At 73.5% G+C, this 16,438-nt stretch carries 13 protein-coding genes and 2 pseudogenes; 7 read left to right on the forward strand and 8 right to left on the reverse strand.

Annotated features, from left to right (window positions below; genetic code table 11):
* Positions 1-214: 214 nt before the first annotated feature.
* The gene (locus tag AC07FK_RS07230; protein WP_479103319.1) at positions 215-1,180 is read right to left on the reverse strand and encodes an LLM class F420-dependent oxidoreductase; all 966 of its coding nucleotides are present in this window, start codon (positions 1,178-1,180) and stop codon (positions 215-217) included.
* 151 nt (positions 1,181-1,331) lie between these two features.
* On the opposite strand from AC07FK_RS07230, the gene AC07FK_RS07235 reads away from it, so the two are divergent.
* The 3 genes from AC07FK_RS07235 (at position 1,332) to AC07FK_RS07245 (ending at position 3,093) form a co-directional block, all read left to right on the forward strand.
* Positions 1,332-1,694 (forward strand): hypothetical protein, encoded by a 363-nt coding sequence (locus tag AC07FK_RS07235; protein ID WP_479103321.1) that lies wholly within the window; start codon positions 1,332-1,334, stop codon positions 1,692-1,694.
* A gap of 71 nt (positions 1,695-1,765) precedes the next feature.
* Positions 1,766-2,413, forward strand: a complete 648-nt coding sequence (locus AC07FK_RS07240; RefSeq protein ID WP_479103323.1) for a DUF3105 domain-containing protein — start codon at positions 1,766-1,768, stop codon at positions 2,411-2,413.
* Positions 2,413-3,093 (forward strand): DUF305 domain-containing protein, encoded by a 681-nt coding sequence (locus tag AC07FK_RS07245; protein WP_479103325.1) that lies wholly within the window; start codon positions 2,413-2,415, stop codon positions 3,091-3,093. The genes AC07FK_RS07240 and AC07FK_RS07245 overlap by 1 nt, the downstream gene beginning before the upstream one ends.
* Here AC07FK_RS07245 and AC07FK_RS07250 read toward each other — a convergent pair.
* Together AC07FK_RS07250 and AC07FK_RS07255 are read right to left on the reverse strand one after the other, a co-directional pair.
* Positions 3,062-3,985, reverse strand: a complete 924-nt coding sequence (locus tag AC07FK_RS07250; RefSeq protein ID WP_479103326.1) for an alpha/beta fold hydrolase — start codon at positions 3,983-3,985, stop codon at positions 3,062-3,064. The genes AC07FK_RS07245 and AC07FK_RS07250 overlap by 32 nt on opposite strands.
* The gene (locus AC07FK_RS07255) at positions 3,982-4,671 is read right to left on the reverse strand and encodes a DUF998 domain-containing protein (RefSeq protein WP_479103327.1); all 690 of its coding nucleotides are present in this window, start codon (positions 4,669-4,671) and stop codon (positions 3,982-3,984) included. Before AC07FK_RS07255 ends, AC07FK_RS07250 begins: the two co-directional genes overlap by 4 nt.
* Positions 4,672-4,892: 221 nt before the next feature.
* Here AC07FK_RS07255 and AC07FK_RS07260 point away from each other — a divergent pair, with 221 nt between their 5' ends.
* Positions 4,893-6,653, forward strand: a complete 1,761-nt coding sequence (locus tag AC07FK_RS07260) for an NAD+ synthase (protein ID WP_479103329.1) — start codon at positions 4,893-4,895, stop codon at positions 6,651-6,653.
* 66 nt (positions 6,654-6,719) lie between these two features.
* On the opposite strand, the gene AC07FK_RS07265 is transcribed toward AC07FK_RS07260, so the two are convergent.
* Both AC07FK_RS07265 and AC07FK_RS07270 read right to left on the reverse strand, forming a co-directional pair.
* Complete coding sequence (locus AC07FK_RS07265; RefSeq protein ID WP_479103330.1) at positions 6,720-7,958, reverse strand: MFS transporter; 1,239 nt, start codon at positions 7,956-7,958, stop codon at positions 6,720-6,722.
* Between the two features lie 141 nt (positions 7,959-8,099).
* Complete coding sequence (locus AC07FK_RS07270; protein ID WP_479103928.1) at positions 8,100-9,122, reverse strand: endonuclease/exonuclease/phosphatase family protein; 1,023 nt, start codon at positions 9,120-9,122, stop codon at positions 8,100-8,102.
* A 306-nt stretch (positions 9,123-9,428) separates the two neighbouring features.
* Here AC07FK_RS07270 and panB point away from each other — a divergent pair, with 306 nt between their 5' ends.
* Complete coding sequence (gene panB / locus AC07FK_RS07275) at positions 9,429-10,292, forward strand: 3-methyl-2-oxobutanoate hydroxymethyltransferase (RefSeq protein ID WP_479103331.1); 864 nt, start codon at positions 9,429-9,431, stop codon at positions 10,290-10,292.
* A gap of 178 nt (positions 10,293-10,470) precedes the next feature.
* Positions 10,471-11,424 (forward strand): annotated as a pseudogene (locus AC07FK_RS07280) (ATP-binding cassette domain-containing protein); the annotation flags it as partial.
* Here AC07FK_RS07280 and AC07FK_RS07285 read toward each other — a convergent pair.
* Positions 11,383-11,532 (reverse strand): annotated as a pseudogene (locus AC07FK_RS07285) (hypothetical protein); the annotation flags it as partial. The pseudogenes AC07FK_RS07280 and AC07FK_RS07285 sit on opposite strands and share 42 nt — an antisense overlap.
* Here AC07FK_RS07285 and AC07FK_RS07290 point away from each other — a divergent pair.
* Entirely contained in the window at positions 11,508-12,350 is an 843-nt protein-coding gene (locus AC07FK_RS07290; protein WP_479103333.1) for an ABC transporter permease, read from the forward strand. The pseudogene AC07FK_RS07285 and the gene AC07FK_RS07290 overlap by 25 nt on opposite strands.
* Positions 12,351-12,367: 17 nt before the next feature.
* Here AC07FK_RS07290 and AC07FK_RS07295 read toward each other — a convergent pair whose 3' ends face one another.
* Both AC07FK_RS07295 and AC07FK_RS07300 read right to left on the reverse strand, forming a co-directional pair.
* The gene (locus AC07FK_RS07295; RefSeq protein ID WP_479103334.1) at positions 12,368-15,817 is read right to left on the reverse strand and encodes an AfsR/SARP family transcriptional regulator; all 3,450 of its coding nucleotides are present in this window, start codon (positions 15,815-15,817) and stop codon (positions 12,368-12,370) included.
* A 4-nt stretch (positions 15,818-15,821) separates the two neighbouring features.
* Complete coding sequence (locus AC07FK_RS07300) at positions 15,822-16,343, reverse strand: DUF6578 domain-containing protein (protein ID WP_479103336.1); 522 nt, start codon at positions 16,341-16,343, stop codon at positions 15,822-15,824.
* Between the last annotated feature and the right edge of the window lie 95 nt (positions 16,344-16,438).

Below are 16,438 nucleotides of genomic sequence, written 5' to 3' on the forward strand. Positions count from 1 at the left end.
CGCCTCCTAGCAGAGCGCCGCCTCCCCCCCCCCCCCCCCCCCCCCCCCCCCCCCCACCTCCCCCCCCCCCCCCCCCTCCCCCCCCCCCCCCCCCTCCCCCCTCCCCCCCCCCCCCCCCTCCCCCCCCCCCCCCGGGGCGCCTTCGACGGCGCGGCGCAGGGGTCCGGACGGCCGCCGGCGGTCCGGACGGCCGCCGGCAACGGGCCGGGCGGGTTCACAGCTCGCGCAGCGCCGGGAGCAGCGTCTTCTCCGCCCAGTCGATGAAGGGCCGCTGGTGGTCGCCGCCGACCTGGACCAGCGCGATCTCGGTGAAGCCGGCCTCGGCGTACGGCCGTACCGCCTCGACGAACGTCTCCACGTCCGCGCCGCACGGGATGGACGCGGCGACGTCCTCGGGCCGTACGAACCGGGTGGCTCCGGCGAAACCGGAGGGGCCGGGCAGCTCGGAGTTGACCTTCCAGCCGCCACCGAACCAGCGGAACTGCTCGTGGGCCCGCGCGACCGCCGCGTCCCGGTCGGGGTCGAAGCAGACGGGCAGCTGGCCGATGCGCGGCTTTCCACCGCCTCCGTTGCGGTCGAAGGCCTCCAGGAGCTCGCTCCGGGGCTCGGTGGCGATGACCAGGTCGCCGAGACGGCCGGCGAGCGCGCAGGAGCGCTCGCCGGAGACGGCGATCCCGATCGGCGGCGGTGGATCGGGCAGGTCCCAGAGCCTGGCGTTCTCCACGTCGTAGTGCGCGCCGTGGTGGCTCACGTCGCCGCCGGCGAACAGCGCGCGGATGATCTCCACGGCTTCCTCCAGCATCTCCAGGCGGACGTGCGCGGCGGGCCAGCCCGCGCCGACGACGTGCTCGTTGAGGTTCTCGCCGGAGCCGAGGCCGAGCCGGAACCTGCCCTCGGACAGCAGGTGCATCGTCGCCGCCTTCTGGGCGACGACGGCGGGGTGGTAGCGGACCGTCGGACAGGTCACGTACGTCATGAGGGGGATGCGGGAGGTGGCCTGGGCCGCGGCGCCCAGCACGCTCCACGCGTAGGGGGCGTGCCCCTGCTCGGTGAGCCACGGCGCGTAGTGGTCCGAGGTCACGGAGAAGTCGAAGCCGGCCCGTTCGGCGGCGACCACGTGGTCGACCAGGTCACGGGGTCCGGCCTGCTCGGTCATCATCGTGTATCCGATTTGCACCATGAACGGCGGGTTGCCGATCACCCCGCGGCGAAACATCCGCCCCGCCGGCCGCAACGGGATGCGGCCCGTATGGCCAAAGGGGCCCCGCGGCGCATTACGATTTCCGCCCATGGGGGGACGGCGGCGATCCCGCACCGGGCGCACCAGGCGCATGGGACGTCCCACGGCGCTGCTGAGCGCCGTGGCGACGCTCCTCGCCGCGCTCTTCGTCTGTCTGGGGATCAGTTCCGACTCCCGGGACGATCACGGGTCCGACGGTGTCGGGAGTGTGACCGCCGTGACGGCCGTCCCCTCCGCGCGGGGCGGACCCGCGTACGTCTGCCCGTACGACTCGCCGCACTGCGGCGTCTTCCCGCACCTGTCCCCCGCCGTGCTCACCGTGCCGCCGCCGGCCACGCCGGTCGCCGCCGAGCCGCAGCCCTTCGCGCCGCCGTCCGCCGCCGGGCCGGCGCGCGGCTCGGGCATATTCGCCCGGGCGCCGGGACGCCATGTCCTTCAGGTGATGCGGACGTAGCCGGGACGCCCGCTCCCCGCCACTTGTCTCCGCGACCCCACACACTTTCAGCAGCACGAAGGACTCACACCATGGCTTCCAACAAGACCGCCAACGCGTCACGCAAGGCCCGAATAGAGGAGATGCGCCGCGCTGAGCAGGCCCGCGAGCGCAGGAACCGTTTCCTCGTGATCGGCATCAGCTCGGTCGTCGTGCTCGGCCTGGTCGGGTTCGGCTCGTTCGTCCTCCTCCAGGAGTCGGAGGAGCAGGACAGGAAGACCGCCCTGGCCAAGGCGCCCGTGAAGCAGGAGAAGTCCTGGGACGCGAAGAAGCTGGGACGCGACCACGTCACGAAGGACGTCTCGTACCCGATGACTCCGCCGGTGGGCGGCGACCACTCCCAGGTCTGGATGAACTGCGAGGGTGACGTCTACAAGAAGGAGATCCCCAAGGTCAACGCGGTGCACTCGCTCGAGCACGGCGCGGTGTGGGTGACCTACAACGACAAGGCGGCCGACGCGGACGTCGAGAAGCTCGCCGAGAAGGTGGGCAAGACCCCGTACTCGCTGATGAGCCCGGTCAAGGACCAGACGGGTGCGCTCATGCTCAGCGCGTGGGGCAAGCAGGTGACGGTGGACAGTGCCGCCGACCCGCGGGTCGACCAGTTCTTCACGAAGTACGTGCAGGGGCCGCAGACGCCCGAGCCCGGCGCGGCGTGCACGGGCGGAATGGCCCAGTGATGACGCGTGCGTACTGGGCGGCCGTCACGGCCGTCGTAATCGCGCTGCTCTTCGCCGCGGGGGCCGTCACGGTCGCCGCCGGGAGCGGGAGCGGGGACGGCGACCGCGGTGGTTCGGCGGCGTCCCGTACGCCCGCCGAGGGCTCCGCGGACGCGGGGTTCGCCCGGGACATGTCCGTGCACCACCAGCAGGCGGTGGAGATGTCGTTCATCGTGCGCGACCGCACGAAGGACGAGGACGTGCGCAGGCTGGCGTACGACATCGCCAACACCCAGGCGAACCAGCGGGGCATGATGCTCGGCTGGCTCGACCTGTGGGGCCTGCCGAAGGTCTCCTCCGACGAGCCGATGGCCTGGATGGCCCGCGGCGGCTCGGGGCACGGCGGGCACGGTGCCCACGGGTCCCACGAGGCGCGGGACGGGTCGCTGATGCCCGGCATGGCGACCAGGACCGACCTGGCGAAGCTCCGCGAGGCGGACGGCGAGCAGGCGGAGATCCTCTTCCTGCGGCTGATGACCGCCCACCACAAGGGCGGCGTCACGATGGCGAAGGGCTGCGCCGAGCGGTGCGAGGTGGGGCCGCAGAGGTCCCTGGCCCAGGGCATGGCCGACGCCCAGGAGTCGGAGATCGCGCTGATGGCCGATCTGCTCAAGGAGCGGGGCGCCGCCCCGCGTCCCTGACCGGGGCCGGCCGTCCGGCCGCCAGGACCGCCCCTACCACCGCGTCCGGGCGGTCCAGCATCACCAGGTGGCCGGCGGGCTCGGCCACCTCGAAGCGGGCGCCCAGGGTGCTCGCGAGGCCGCGCTGCCGTTCGAGCCAGCGCGACGCGCCGCGTCCGCCGCCGCCGTCGTACGCCGCCAGGACCGTGACCGGGACGCCGTCCGGCAGGGGGTGGCGCGCGCGCAGGGCGAGGAGCCCGGCGGCGACGGCCCGGTAGTGGGTGTTCTCCCGCAGCGCTCCGCGCAGGACGCGGGAGGTGCGGTAGCAGCGGCGTACGAGCGGGGCGGGGGCCGGGTCGTCGCACGGGCCGCCCGCGGGGTGCGCGCGGCCGGCGCGGACCGCCGCGCGGCGTGCGAGCGGTCCGAGCGCCGCGGGGAGCCCGGCGGCGGACAGGGCCGTGCCGAGCGCCCGCGTCGCGGCGGTGCGCAGGGCGGGGGCGGCGGGCGTGCGCGCGTGTTCCTCGACGCTGGAGTCGACGAGTACGACGGAGGCCGTACGGGCGGGATGCAGACGGGCGAACGCCTCCGCGTGGAACCCGGCGAGCGAGTGCCCCACGACGGTGACGGGTGCGCCGCGCGGGGGCAGCGCGAGCGCGTCGAGCACCGCGGCGATGCGGTGCGCCTCGCCCTCGGCGGTGGGCGGCGTACCGGCGGGAGCCGGAGCGCTCAGGCCGTGGCCGGGACGGTCGAACCGCACGACCGTGCGCGAGGGCGCGAGCAGTGCCACCACGGGGTCCCAGTCGAACCAGCTCATGCCGAGCCCGGCGCTCAGCACGCACACCGGCCCGTCGCCCTCCACGACCACGTGGTGCGCCGCGCCGCCGATGCTCAGGAAACGTCCGGTCGAGGTCACTCGTACAGCTTCTCGCGCGCCACCGACATCGCCAGCACGACGAGCCAGACCGCCGCGATCAGTACCTGGAGCCGCTGCCCGGCCCCCAGGAGCCAGGTGCCGCCGCCGGCCTCGAAGGCGGCGATGGAGGACAGGGTCCAGACGGTGGCCGCCAGTTCGGCCGCCGCGAGGAACGGTCCGGTACGGGCGAGGAGCGACCGGCGGTCGTGGCGGCGGCGCGCCGCGACGGTCAGCGCGACGACGCCCACGACCGCCGCGGTCGACGCGACGCTGCTGCTCCACGTGTGCGCCGCGTGGGTCACCGGAACGAGTCCGGCCGCCTCGCGGGCCGCGCAGGCCGCGTCCGCGGTCGTCGCGCAGCTCATCGGCAGCCGGGAGTCGGCGGCGGTCGCGGCGCCGAAGAGGGCGAGCGCCGCCCAGCCGGTGACGTCCCACAGCCCGCGCGGGCGGTACGCGGCGAAGGCCCACAGCGCGCCCGCGAGGATCAGCAGGCCCGCCGTGAGGTCGGTGGCCCGGAAGAGGCCGCCGAACGGCTGGTCCCTGGCGGCCAGTTCGCTCACGTACGTGCGCAGGGGGTCGAGGCCGGTCGCGAGGACGGCTTCGAGCACCCAGGCGGTGTACGCGACGGCGCCGAGCAGGAGGAGGACGGCGACGGGCCGGGCACCGCGGAGAAACGCAATCGGCATAGTGGGGTGAACGCTACTTCGACGCGCCGGAGCCCCCGCACGCGGCTACCGGTACCCGCAGTCTCCCTGCCGCCCGACGCGGCCCACCGGATGCGGGTGGGGTTCAGCCCGGACGTCATGAAGTTCGAGGACGCCGTCTGGACCGGCCCGGTCACGGGATCCGGCCGGCGGGTACCGGCTCCCCCAGGACATAGCGTCAGACAGACGATTAGACTGGGCGCGTGCCTCAACTACGCCTCGCTCTCAATCAGATCGACTCGACCGTCGGCGACCTGGCCGGCAACGCCGCATCGATCGTCCACTGGACCCGGCACGCCGCCGAGCAGGGCGCCCACCTCGTGGCGTTCCCCGAGATGGCGCTGACCGGCTACCCCGTCGAGGACCTCGCGCTGCGGTCGTCCTTCGTCGAGGCGTCGCGCGAGGCCGTGCGCGCGCTGGCGGCACGCCTCGCCGAGGAGGGCTTCGGGGAGATCCCCGTCGTCGTCGGCTACCTCGACCGCTGCGAGAAGGCCCAGCCGCGCTACGGCCAGCCCGCCGGCGCCCCGCAGGACGCCGCCGCCGTGCTGCACCGCGGCGGGGTCGCGCTGTCCTTCGCCAAGCACCACCTGCCGAACTACGGCGTCTTCGACGAGTTCCGGTACTTCGTGCCGGGCGACTCGCTGCCCGTCGTCCGGGTGCGCGGCGTCGACGTGGCTCTCGCCATCTGCGAGGACCTCTGGCAGGACGGCGGCCGCGTCCCGGCCGCCCGGTCCGCCGGGGCCGGTCTGCTGGTCTCGATCAACGCCTCGCCGTACGAGGTCCACAAGGACGACAGCAGGCTCGAACTGGTCCGCAAGCGCGCCCAGGAGGCGGGCTGCACCACGGCCTACGTCGCGATGATCGGCGGCCAGGACGAGCTGGTCTACGACGGAGACTCGATCGTCTGCGACCGGAACGGCGACGTCGTCGCCCGGGCCCCCCAGTTCTCCGAGGGCAGCATGCTGCTCGACCTGGACCTGCCCGCGGCCGCTCCGGCCGCCGAGGCGCCGACCGGAGTCGTCGACGACGGGCTGCGCATCGACCGCGTGATCCTCTCCGAGGACCCGGTGCCCGCGTACGAGCCCGAGCTGACCGGCGGCTACGCCGAGCGCCTGGAGGACGAGGAGGAGGTGTACTCGGCGCTGGTCGTGGGCCTGCGCGCGTACGCCGCCAAGAACGGCTTCGACAAGGTCCTGGTCGGTCTCTCCGGCGGCATCGACTCGGCGCTCGTAGCCGCGATCGCCTGCGACGCGCTGGGCGCGCGGAACGTGTACGGCGTGTCCATGCCGTCGAAGTACTCCTCGGACCACTCGAAGGACGACGCGGCCGAACTGGCGCGGCGTACCGGACTGAACTACCGGACCGTCGCCGTCGAGCCGATGTTCGACGCGTACATGGACGCCCTCGGCCTGACCGGGCTGGCCGAGGAGAACCTCCAGTCGCGGCTGCGCGGCACGACGCTGATGGCCATCTCCAACCAGGAGGGCCAGATCGTGCTCGCGCCGGGCAACAAGTCGGAGCTGGCGGTGGGCTACTCGACGCTCTACGGCGACTCGGTGGGCGCGTACGGGCCCATCAAGGACGTCTACAAGACGTGGATCTTCGCGCTCGCCCGGTGGCGGAACAAGGCGGCCGAGGAGCGCGGCCAGGTCCCGCCGATCCCGGAGAACTCGATCTCCAAGCCGCCGAGCGCGGAGCTGCGGCCGGGGCAGGTCGACACGGACTCGCTGCCGGACTACGAGGTCCTGGACGGGATCCTGGAGCGGTACGTCGACCAGGACCAGGGCCTGGAGGCGATCGTGGCCGCCGGTTTCGACCGGGAGCTGGTGGCGAAGACGATCCGGATGGTCGACAAGGCGGAGTACAAGCGCCGGCAGTACCCGCCGGGCACGAAGATCTCCGCGAAGGGCTTCGGCAAGGACCGCCGCCTGCCGATCACCAACCGCTGGCGCGAGTCGGGCTGACGCCGGGGACCCGGGCGTCCGGTCCGGCGCCGGCCGCGGGCGTCCGGGGCCGGGCGGCGGGCTCGGTCAGCCCGCCGTGTCGTGCGCCGGTTCGCGGGCCGGGGCCGCCGCCTCGCCCGAGGCGACCACGCGGGAGCGGGACGAGGCCGGAGCGCGGTCCAGGAGGCCGGCCGTCACCGCGACGGCGAGGCCCGTGACCGCCAGCACCGATCCGACCAGAGTCGGGCTCGTCCAGCCCCATCCCGCGGCGATCGCCGAGCCGCCGAGCCAGGCCCCGCCCGCGTTCGCGAGGTTGAACGCGGAGTGGTTGGAGGCGGAGGCCAGCGTCGGGGCGTCCTTGGCCTTGTTCATGACCAGCATCTGGAGCGGCGTGGTGGTCATGAAGCCGACCGCGCCCAGCACCACCACGGTGATCAGCGCCGCCCACTGCACGTGCACCGTGTAGTTGAAGGCCAGGAGCACGAGCGCGAGGGCGCCCAGCGAGCCGTACAGGGTGGGCCGCAGGGCCCGGTCGGTCAGGGGGCCCGCCGCCAGGGCGCCCAGCGTCATGCCGATGCCGAAGAGGGCCAGGACGACGGTGACCGAGGACGCGCCGAAGCCCATGACCTCGGTGGTCATCGAGGCCAGGTAGGAGTACACCGCGAAGACGCCGGCGAAGCCGAAGACGGCGGTGAGCAGGCCGAGCAGGACCTGACGGTTGCCGAGGGTGCGCAGTTCACGGCGTACGCTCTGCCGCTCGTCCAGCGGCACGTACGGCACCAGGCGGGCCAGCGCCGCCATCGCCACCAGCCCGATCGCCGCCACCACCAGGAACGTCGCCCGCCATCCGAGGTGCTGGCCGAGCAGCGTCGCGGCCGGTACGCCGACGATGTTGGCGACCGTCAGGCCCAGGAACATCGTCGCGACGGCCCGCGCCTGCCGTCCGTCCGCGACCAGCCGCGCCGCGACCACCGCGCCGACGCCGAAGAACGCGCCGTGCGGCAGCCCGGCGAGCACCCGCCCCGCCACCAGCCAGCCGAACCCGGGGGCGAGGGCGGAGGCGAGGTTGCCGACCGTGAACAGGGCCATGAGCAGGAGCAGCATGCGCTTGCGGGGTATGCGCGAGCCGAGCGCGGTGAGCAGCGGGGCTCCGATCACCACGCCGATCGCGTACGCCGACACGAGGTGGCCCGCGGTGGGCACCGAGGTGCTCAGATCGTCCGCGACGTTGGGCAGCAGGCCCATCATCACGAACTCGGTCGTGCCGATGCCGAAGGCGCTGACGGCGAGGGCGAGCAGGGCTACGGGCCGGGGCGGCCTGGGCATGGAGGGACCTTTTCAGTGGCTGGGGGCGCGGGCGAGTACGTTCCCGTACTGAACAAAGTCTCTCAGGTGAAATGTTCCACGGCGTGAACGCGGGGTTGCGAGCGGGCGCGCCCGGTGCCCCGACCGGTGCGGCGGCCGTCGTCAGAGCGCGACGCGGGCCGCGATCGGCAGGTGGTCGCTGCCCGTCTCCGGCAGGGCCCACGACGACACCGGCTTGATCCCCTTGACCATGATCTGGTCGATCCGCGCCATCGGGAACGACGCCGGCCAGCTGAAGCCGAAGCCGTCGCCCGCCGCACCCTGCGTGGACCGCATCTGCGAGGTGACGGCGTTCAGGGCGCGGTCGTTCATGGTGCCGTTGAGGTCGCCCAGCAGGACGACCCTCTCGACGGGTTCGCGGGCGATCGCCTCGCCCAGCGCGTCCGCGCTGTCGTCGCGCTGCCCGGCCGTGAAGCCGGCGTTGACCTTGAGCCGTACCGAGGGCAGGTGGGCGACGTACACGGCGACGTCGCCCGCCGGGGTCGCCACCGTGGAGCGCATCGCGCGCGTCCAGCCCATCTTGATGTCGACGGGCCCGGTGCCGGTCATGGGGTGCTTGCTCCAGAGGCCGACCGTGCCCTGCACCGAGTGGTACTTGTACGTGCCGGAGAGGGCCTCCTCGTAGACCGGGACCTCGCTGGCCTTCAGTTCCTGGAGCGCCACCACGTCCGCGCCCGAGTCGGCCAGCTCACGGGCCGTTCCCCCGGGGTCGGCGTTGTCGGCCTTCACGTTGTGGGTGGCGACCGTGAGATCACCGCCGGGACCGGCCTTGTCGGTGAGCAGGCCGCCGAAGAGATTCAGCCAGACCACGGCCGGGAGCAGCAGGGCGACCGCCGCGGTCGCCGAACGGCGCAGCAGGGCGCCGGCCAGCAGAAGGGGGATGCCGAGGCCCAGCCAGGGGAGGAAGGTTTCCGTGAGACTGCCGAGGTTGCCGATCGCGTTGGGGATCTGCGCGTGCAGGACCATCAGGAGGGTGAGCAGCACCGCGCACAGCGCGAGCAGGATGCCGCGCCGCCAGATGCCGCGGTCGTGGCGCAGGCCGGTGAGGCGGTGCAGGAGGCGGGATCCCGGACGCCCGGGTCCTGAGCTGCCGTTCCCCGTGTCCGTCATGTACGCCTGCGCCATTCCGCTGCCCTCACTGACTGCCTTGCCGTGCACACCGCCCCGCCCCGTCTGACCCTAGGGGATGGCCGGTGTCTTTCCCGGCCGCCGGGACACGACGGCCGTACTGCCACGAGGACGACACCGGCGCCGTGCGGGGTTCCGGCTCGGGCGCGTCGGAGGAACGCTGTGACGAAACGCGCACAAACCAGCCAGTGTGTGCGGACCGACGCGGGTCCCCACTTCCCGTGAGCGCCGCCGGGATGCCACCATGGACGTGGTCCGGGGACGCCGTCAGGGCGCCTCGAGATTTCGAAGGAGCCGTTGGTCATGACGCTTCAGGCTGCCCAGAAGACATCCGCCGACAGCAGCAAGGCGCTGTACGGCGGCACGGGCACTCGCCGCATCACCGTCCACGACATCGCCGCCGCCAAGGAGCGCGGTGAGAAGTGGCCCATGCTCACCGCGTACGACGCGATGACCGCCTCCGTCTTCGACGAGGCCGGCATCCCGGTCATGCTCGTCGGCGACTCCATGGGCAACTGTCACCTCGGATACGAGACCACCGTGCCCGTCACGATGGACGAGATGACGCTGCTGTCCGCCGCTGTCGTACGGGGCACCAAGCGCGCCCTGATCGTCGGCGACCTCCCCTTCGGCTCGTACCAGGAAGGCCCGGTGCAGGCCCTGCGCAACGCCACCCGGCTGATCAAGGACGCCGGGGTGGGCGCCGTGAAGCTGGAGGGCGGCGAGCGCTCGCACGCCCAGACCGAGCTGCTGGTGAAGGCCGGCATCCCGGTGATGTCGCACCTCGGGCTGACGCCGCAGTCCGTGAACACCATGGGCTACCGGGTGCAGGGACGCAGCGACGAGGCCGCGCACCAGCTGCTGCGGGACGCGAAGGCGGCGCAGGACGCCGGCGCCTTCGCGCTCGTGCTGGAGCTCGTACCGGCCGAGCTGGCCGCCGAGGTGACGCGCTCGCTGCACATTCCGACCGTCGGCATCGGCGCCGGGCCGGACACGGACGCACAGGTCCTCGTCTGGACCGACATGGCGGGCCTGACGGGCGGCAAGGTGCCGCGCTTCACCAAGCAGTACGCGAACCTGCGGCAGACCCTCGGGGACGCGGCGAAGGCGTTCGCCGGCGACGTCGTCGGCGGAACGTTCCCGCAGGAGGAACACACCTTCCACTAGTCATATCGAAGCCACTGCCGCACCACGGACAGCCCGCCGACATCCCCCATCGGCGGGCTGTCGGCGTACGCGGGGCGGAGGCCGGGCTCGGGCGGAGACCGGTTCTGTCGGCGGGCCGCAGGCGGTCTGTCGGTCGTCTGTCGGCGCGTTGTCAGTGGCGGCTGCTCTCATGGTCGGCATGACGCGATTCGACAAGAGCCCCACAGGCGGCGCGGCCAACGCCGTCGAGGTAAGGGGACTGGTCAAGCACTACGGCGAGACCAAGGCACTGGACGGCGTGGACCTGGACGTACGGGAAGGCACCGTGCTCGGTGTCCTCGGACCCAACGGCGCCGGCAAGACCACCCTCGTACGCTGCCTGTCCACCCTGGTCCAGCCGGACGCCGGCACGGCCGTGGTGGCCGGGTACGACGTGGTGAAGCAGCCCCGGCAGCTTCGCCGCACCATAGGTCTGACCGGGCAGTACGCCTCGGTCGACGAGAAGCTCGCGGGCTGGGAGAACCTCTACATGATCGGGCGGCTGCTCGATCTGTCCCGCAAGGACGCGCGCCGGCGCGCGGACGAACTGCTGGAGCGGTTCTCCCTCACCGAGGCCGCGAAGAAGCCGGTGATGCAGTACTCCGGCGGCATGCGGCGGCGCCTCGACCTGGCGGCGTCCATGATCGGGCAGCCCGCCGTGCTCTACCTGGACGAGCCGACGACCGGACTCGACCCGCGCACCCGCAACGAGGTGTGGGACGAGGTGAAGCGGATGGTGGGCGAGGGGGTCACCGTCCTGCTCACCACCCAGTACATGGAGGAGGCCGAGCAGCTCGCGAGCCAGCTGACGGTCATCGACCGCGGCCGCGTGATCGCGGGCGGCAAGGTCGACGAGCTCAAGGCGAAGGTCGGCGGCCGCACGCTGGAGGTCCGTCCGGCCGACCCGGCCCTGCTGCCCGCGATGGCGCGGGCGCTGGCCGACGCGGGGCTCGACGGCATCGCCGGCGCGCAGGTCGACGCGGGCGAGGGCCTGCTGTACGTCCCGATCCTCAGCGACGAGCAACTGACCGCCGTGGTCGGCCTGCTGGGCGCGCGAGGCTTCGGCATCGCGCACATCGGCACCCATCTGCCCAGCCTGGACGAGGTGTTCCTGGCCATCACGGGCGAGAAGACGAGCGACGCGGCGGCCGGGTCCGCCCAGTCCGCCGACGACGACAAGCACGAGGAGGTCGCGGCATGAGCGCGGCGACAGTGACCCCACCGGCGACGGCGCCGACGGCCGTGAAGTCGGACGGCGGCGAGGGGCGGATCGGCCTGCGGGCCAATCTGCGGCACATCGGCGCGCTCGCCCGCCGCAACACGCTGCAGATCAAGCAGGATCCGCAGTCGATGTTCGACGTGCTGCTGATGCCGATCGTCTTCACCCTGCTCTTCGTCTTCGTCTTCGGCGGCGCGGTCGCGGGCAACGGCAAGCAGGACGAGTACGTCAGCTACCTGGTCCCCGGCCTGATGGCGATGATGGGCCTGAACGTCTCCATGGCGGTCGGCACCGGCATCAACGAGGACTTCCAGAAGGGGGTGATGGACCGGTTCCGCACCATGCCGATCGCCCGGTCCTCCGTCCTCATAGCGAAGATCGTCGTCGAGGTCGGCCGGATGATGGTCGCCTTCGCGATCCTGCTGGCCGTGGGCTTCATGCTCGGCATGTCGGTCCAGACGTCTGCGCTGCACGTGCTCGGCGCGGTGGGGCTGTCGCTCCTCTTCGGCGCCTCGCTGATGTGGATCTTCATCGTCATCGGACTGTCCGTGAAGACGGCGCAGGCCGTGCAGGGCATGGCGATGCTCGTGCTCATGCCGCTGCAGTTCGGCTCCTCGATCTTCACCCCGCCGTCGACGATGCCGGGCTGGCTCCGGACCTTCACCGACTACAACCCGCTTTCGAGCCTCGCCGACGCGGCGCGCGGGCTGTTCATCGGCGGGCCGGTCGCCCGCGACGTGTGGATGGTGCTGGCCTGGGCCGTGGCCATCACACTGGTGACCGCGCCGCTGGCGATCTCGAAGTTCCGCAAGAAGACCTGACCCGCTCGCCGGCCGCCTCAGCGGTCGAGGAGGGCGACGGCCTGCTCCAGCGTCAGGCCGTCGCCCTCGGCGTACGCCGCCTCGAACGCGGCGTCGCCCAGCACGGCACGGGCCGCCGCCTCGGCGTCCGCCACCGACTCGCGCTCCTGGCTGGTGGAGTAGTGACCGCGCGGCAGCAGCGCCCGGTATCCGCCGAGCAGCCGCGCGGCGTCCCGGGCCCGGTCGTGGCCGCCCTGACCGGCCAGGGCGCGGGCCGCCGTCATCAGGTGGACCGCCGGCATCTGCGGGGCGACCATGCGGGCCAGCGGCTCGCGCGCCCACTCCAGGGCGTGCCGGGCCCGGTCGAGCGCCTCGTCGTACCGGCCGTCCAGGTTGTCCATCCAGGCGAGGACGCCGATGACGAAGCCCTCGAAGATGGCGAGGTTGGACTGGTTGAAGGAGCGGCGCATCAGCTCCATGTGCTCCCGGCCCTCGCCGGTGCGGCCGGTGCGGCCGAGCCACATCGCGAGGAACAGGCGGGCGGCGGGCTCCGACTCGTGCCCCTGGTGTTCGACCTTGGCGAGGATGGCGCGCAGCATCGGCTCGGCCACCTCGCCGTCGCCCGACTCCACCAGTACGCCCGCAAGCCGGGTGCGCAGCAGCATCACCTGGGTCTGCGCGCCGAGGCCCACCGCCCGGCCGATCGCCGCGTGGTAGTCCTCGGCGGCGAGGGCGAACTCGCCCTTGCGCTCACGGGACTCGGCGCGCGCGGCGAGGGCCTCGGCCTCCCCCCAGGCGTCGCCGAGCCGGGCGAAGATCTCCAGGCTCTCGTCGGCGTCGCGGCTCGCGTCGCCCGCCCACTCGGTCCGGTTCGCCAGCAGGTTGGCCCGTAGCTGCAGCGCCATGGCCAGCTCCCAGACGTAGCCGTACTCCCGGCAGGCGCGCACGGTCTCGTCGACGACCTCGTGCAGCTGTCCCGGCGTGCCGGTCAGCATGACGGCGTAGAACCACAGCGTCCCCGGGACGCGGCAGGTCTGCGGCAGGCCGGGCCGGTAGACGTCGACGACGCTGCGCAGCCAGGCCGTCGCCTCCTCGCCGGTCCACTGGTCGAGTTCGTGGTTCATGCTCGACAGGTGGATGAGCCAGGCGCCCCTTCTGGCCTCCAGCAGTTGCTCGGGAGACATGGGCGGCGGCGCGTCCGTGCACCGCTCGTACAGGGCGGGCGCGGGAGCGGCCGGCGGGGCGAAGGGGTCGGGGCCCAGCTCGGCTGCGGCGCGCGACCAGTGGCGGGCGTCGCCGCGCAGACCGCGGATCGTCCAGTACCAGGCCAGCGAGTGGACGAGGCAGAGCGCCTCGTGCTCGTCGCGGGCGGCGACGGCACGGCGCAGGGCGGTGCGCAGGTTCTCGTACTCGACCTCCAGGCGGCTGAAGCACGCCAGCTGTTCGCGCCCGCGCAGCAGGGGTTCCATGCGGCGGGCGACCTCGCGGAAGTGGACGAGGTGGCGGTGTTCGGCGGCGGTGCGCTCCCCCGCCTCGTCGAGGCGCTCGGCGGCGTACTCGCCCACGGTCTCCAGCAGGCGGTAGCGCATGGCGCCGTCGCCCGAAGGGGCCGCGACCACCAGCGACTTGTCGACCAGCGAGCCGAGCAGGTCCAGCGCGCCGGGGCCGACCACCGCTTCCGCGGCGGGCAGGTCGCAGCCGCCGGCGAAGACGGACAGGGCGCGCAGGGCCGCGCGCTCCTCCTCGTCCAGCAGGTCCCACGACCAGTCGACGACCGCCCGCAGTGTCTGCTGGCGCGGCAGCACGGTGCGGCTGCCGCCGGTCAGGAGCCGGAACCGGTCGTCGAGGCGGTCCGCGATCTGACGCGAGGTCAGCACCCGCAGGCGGGCGGCGGCCAGTTCGATGGCCAGCGGCATGCCGTCGAGGCGGCGGCAGATCTCCGCGGCGGCGTCCGGGTCGTCCTCGATGCGGAAGCCGGGGCGGGCGGCCGCGCCGCGGTCGGCCAGGAGGCGCAGGGCCATGGGGTCGGGCAGCGGTTCCACGGGCCGGACGACCTCGCCGGGGACGCCGAGCGGTTCGCGGCTGGTGGCGAGTACGGTCACGCCGGGACAGCGGGCCAGCAGTTCCTCGGCGAGGCGGGCGGCGGCGTCGATCACGTGCTCGCAGTTGTCGAGCAGGATCAGCATGCGGCGGCGGGCGCAGTGCTCGACGAGACGTACGAGCGGGTCGTCGCCGTGCCGGTCCGCGGCCCGCAGCTCCTCGGCGCCGGCGCCGCGCAGCACGGTCTCGCGTGCGCCCAGCGCGACGAGCACGGCCTCGGGGACGGTGTCGGGGTCTTCCACGGGGGCGAGTTCCGCCAGCCAGGTGCCGTCCCGCCAGGCGGCGTTCGCGGCCTCGGCCGCTTCGGCCGCCTCCTGCGAGAGCCGGGTCTTGCCGGCGCCGCCGGGGCCCAGCAGGGTGACGAGGCGGGCGCTCGCCAGGTCGGCGGTGATGGCCTCGATGTCGTTCTCGCGGCCTACGAAGGAGGTGAGGCGGGCCCGGAGGTTGCCGTGCGGGGGGCTTGCGGCGGCTTGGGTCTGCCGGGTGGCTTCAGCGGTGCCTTGCCCTTGCTGTGCCGGGGCCTTGGGGGCGGTGACGTGCCGGGGCGTCTCCTCGGGCGCCGACCGCTCCGGCACCACTGCGGACCCTGCGGCGTGGTTGCGTTCGACACCCTGCGGGGAGCGCCCCCGCACGCCTCCTCCCGCCACCGTCGAGCCTGCGGCGGCCTTGGAGGGTGACAGGAGGGCGGCGTGGAGGGCCTGGAGGCGTGGGGAGGGGTCCGCGCCCAGGCGGTGGGCCAGGTCGCGGCGGAGTGCGTCGTACGCCACCAGCGCCTGTGCCGTACGGCCCGTGTCGCGCAGGGCGCGCAGGCGCAGGAGCTGGAGCGGTTCGTCGATCGGATGGTCGTCGCAGAGCGCCGCGAGTTCCGGCAGGGTCTCCTCCGCCCGCCCGAGGGCCAGCAGCGCGGACAGCCGGGCGCGGCGGGCCGCCAGGCGCCGGGCCTCCCACCGGGCCGCTTCCGCCGTACGGTCGGGCAGGCCGGCCAGCGCCGGGCCCTGCCACAGCTCCAGCGCCTCGCCGAGCAACTCCGCCGCCTTGCCCGGATCACCGGCCTCCAGCGCCCGCGCGCCCTCCCCCGCCAACCGTTCGAAGCGGTACAGGTCGATGTCCTCCGGGTCGGCGCACAGCCGGTAGCCGCCGTCGGCGGAGGCGATCGCGGCGTGGCCCAGGGCTCGGCGCAAGCGGCCGACCAGGGCCTGGAGGGCGCCGGTCGTGTCGGCCGGCGGGTCGCCGTTCCACACCTCGTCGGTCAGGGCGCCCGCCGTGACCGTGCGCCCCGGCCGCAGCGCCAGGACCGTCAGCAGGGCGCGCAGGCGCGCTCCGCCGACGGCGACGGGGCTTCCGTCGTCGCGAAGTGCCTGGGTGGGGCCGAGGATGCGATAGCGCACGGGTCTATTCTCCGGGACGTGCGGACGCGGGGCCGCCGCCGGGCGGCGTCTCCAGGCCGATCAGGACGCCGGTTTCGATGCGGCGCTGGCCGCGCCCCTCGCGGGCCGGCCAAGTCTCCTCGCCGAACCCTTTCGGGCAGGTCTCGACGGGCCGCAGCCACCGCTCTACCGGCACCGGCTCGTACGAGAGCGACGTCCCGGTGTACCCCTCGACGACGATGTGGAGGGAGCGGACCGTGCCCACGGTCTCGGGCACGTCGTTCGGGCCCGGTCCGTGCGTCTCGACGGCGAGGAGTCCGACGAGCGGGCGGGCGGGGCGCTCCCGGCCGTACAGCGCGGTGACGCCCGGGCCGCTCACCAGGCCGCCGTCCGCCGGTTCCAGCTCGCTCAGGCTGTCCTGCCAGCCGGGCGGTAAGTCCTCCGCATCCCGCAGGGACAGCCGCCACCGCACCTCGTCGCCCACCGGGAACGGCTCCCCGCAGCACTCCATCTGCCAGCCGTCGTACATGATTCGCCAGAACGCCATGCATGCAGCTTCGCCGGAACCACCGGGGCCGCGCGAGACGTTTTCACAGTCCCGCCGGGTAGGCAGTAGGCAGTCCTGCTGCCCGGCCCGCCCCT

This window comes from Streptomyces sp. NPDC046122 (assembly GCF_056429965.1).

Excerpts from the sequence above, each read along its gene's own strand:
- AC07FK_RS07230 (WP_479103319.1), bottom strand. The coding sequence starts at position 1,180 with ATGGTGCAAATCGGATACACGATGATGACCGAGCAGGCCGGACCCCGT.
- AC07FK_RS07235 (WP_479103321.1), top strand. The coding sequence starts at position 1,332 with ATGGGACGTCCCACGGCGCTGCTGAGCGCCGTGGCGACGCTCCTCGCC.
- AC07FK_RS07240 (WP_479103323.1), top strand. The coding sequence starts at position 1,766 with ATGGCTTCCAACAAGACCGCCAACGCGTCACGCAAGGCCCGAATAGAG.
- AC07FK_RS07245 (WP_479103325.1), top strand. The coding sequence starts at position 2,413 with ATGACGCGTGCGTACTGGGCGGCCGTCACGGCCGTCGTAATCGCGCTG.
- AC07FK_RS07255 (WP_479103327.1), bottom strand. The coding sequence starts at position 4,671 with ATGCCGATTGCGTTTCTCCGCGGTGCCCGGCCCGTCGCCGTCCTCCTC.
- AC07FK_RS07265 (WP_479103330.1), bottom strand. The coding sequence starts at position 7,958 with ATGCCCAGGCCGCCCCGGCCCGTAGCCCTGCTCGCCCTCGCCGTCAGC.
- AC07FK_RS07270 (WP_479103928.1), bottom strand. The coding sequence starts at position 9,122 with ATGGCGCAGGCGTACATGACGGACACGGGGAACGGCAGCTCAGGACCC.
- panB (WP_479103331.1), top strand. The coding sequence starts at position 9,429 with ATGACGCTTCAGGCTGCCCAGAAGACATCCGCCGACAGCAGCAAGGCG.
- AC07FK_RS07290 (WP_479103333.1), top strand. The coding sequence starts at position 11,508 with ATGAGCGCGGCGACAGTGACCCCACCGGCGACGGCGCCGACGGCCGTG.
- AC07FK_RS07300 (WP_479103336.1), bottom strand. The coding sequence starts at position 16,343 with ATGGCGTTCTGGCGAATCATGTACGACGGCTGGCAGATGGAGTGCTGC.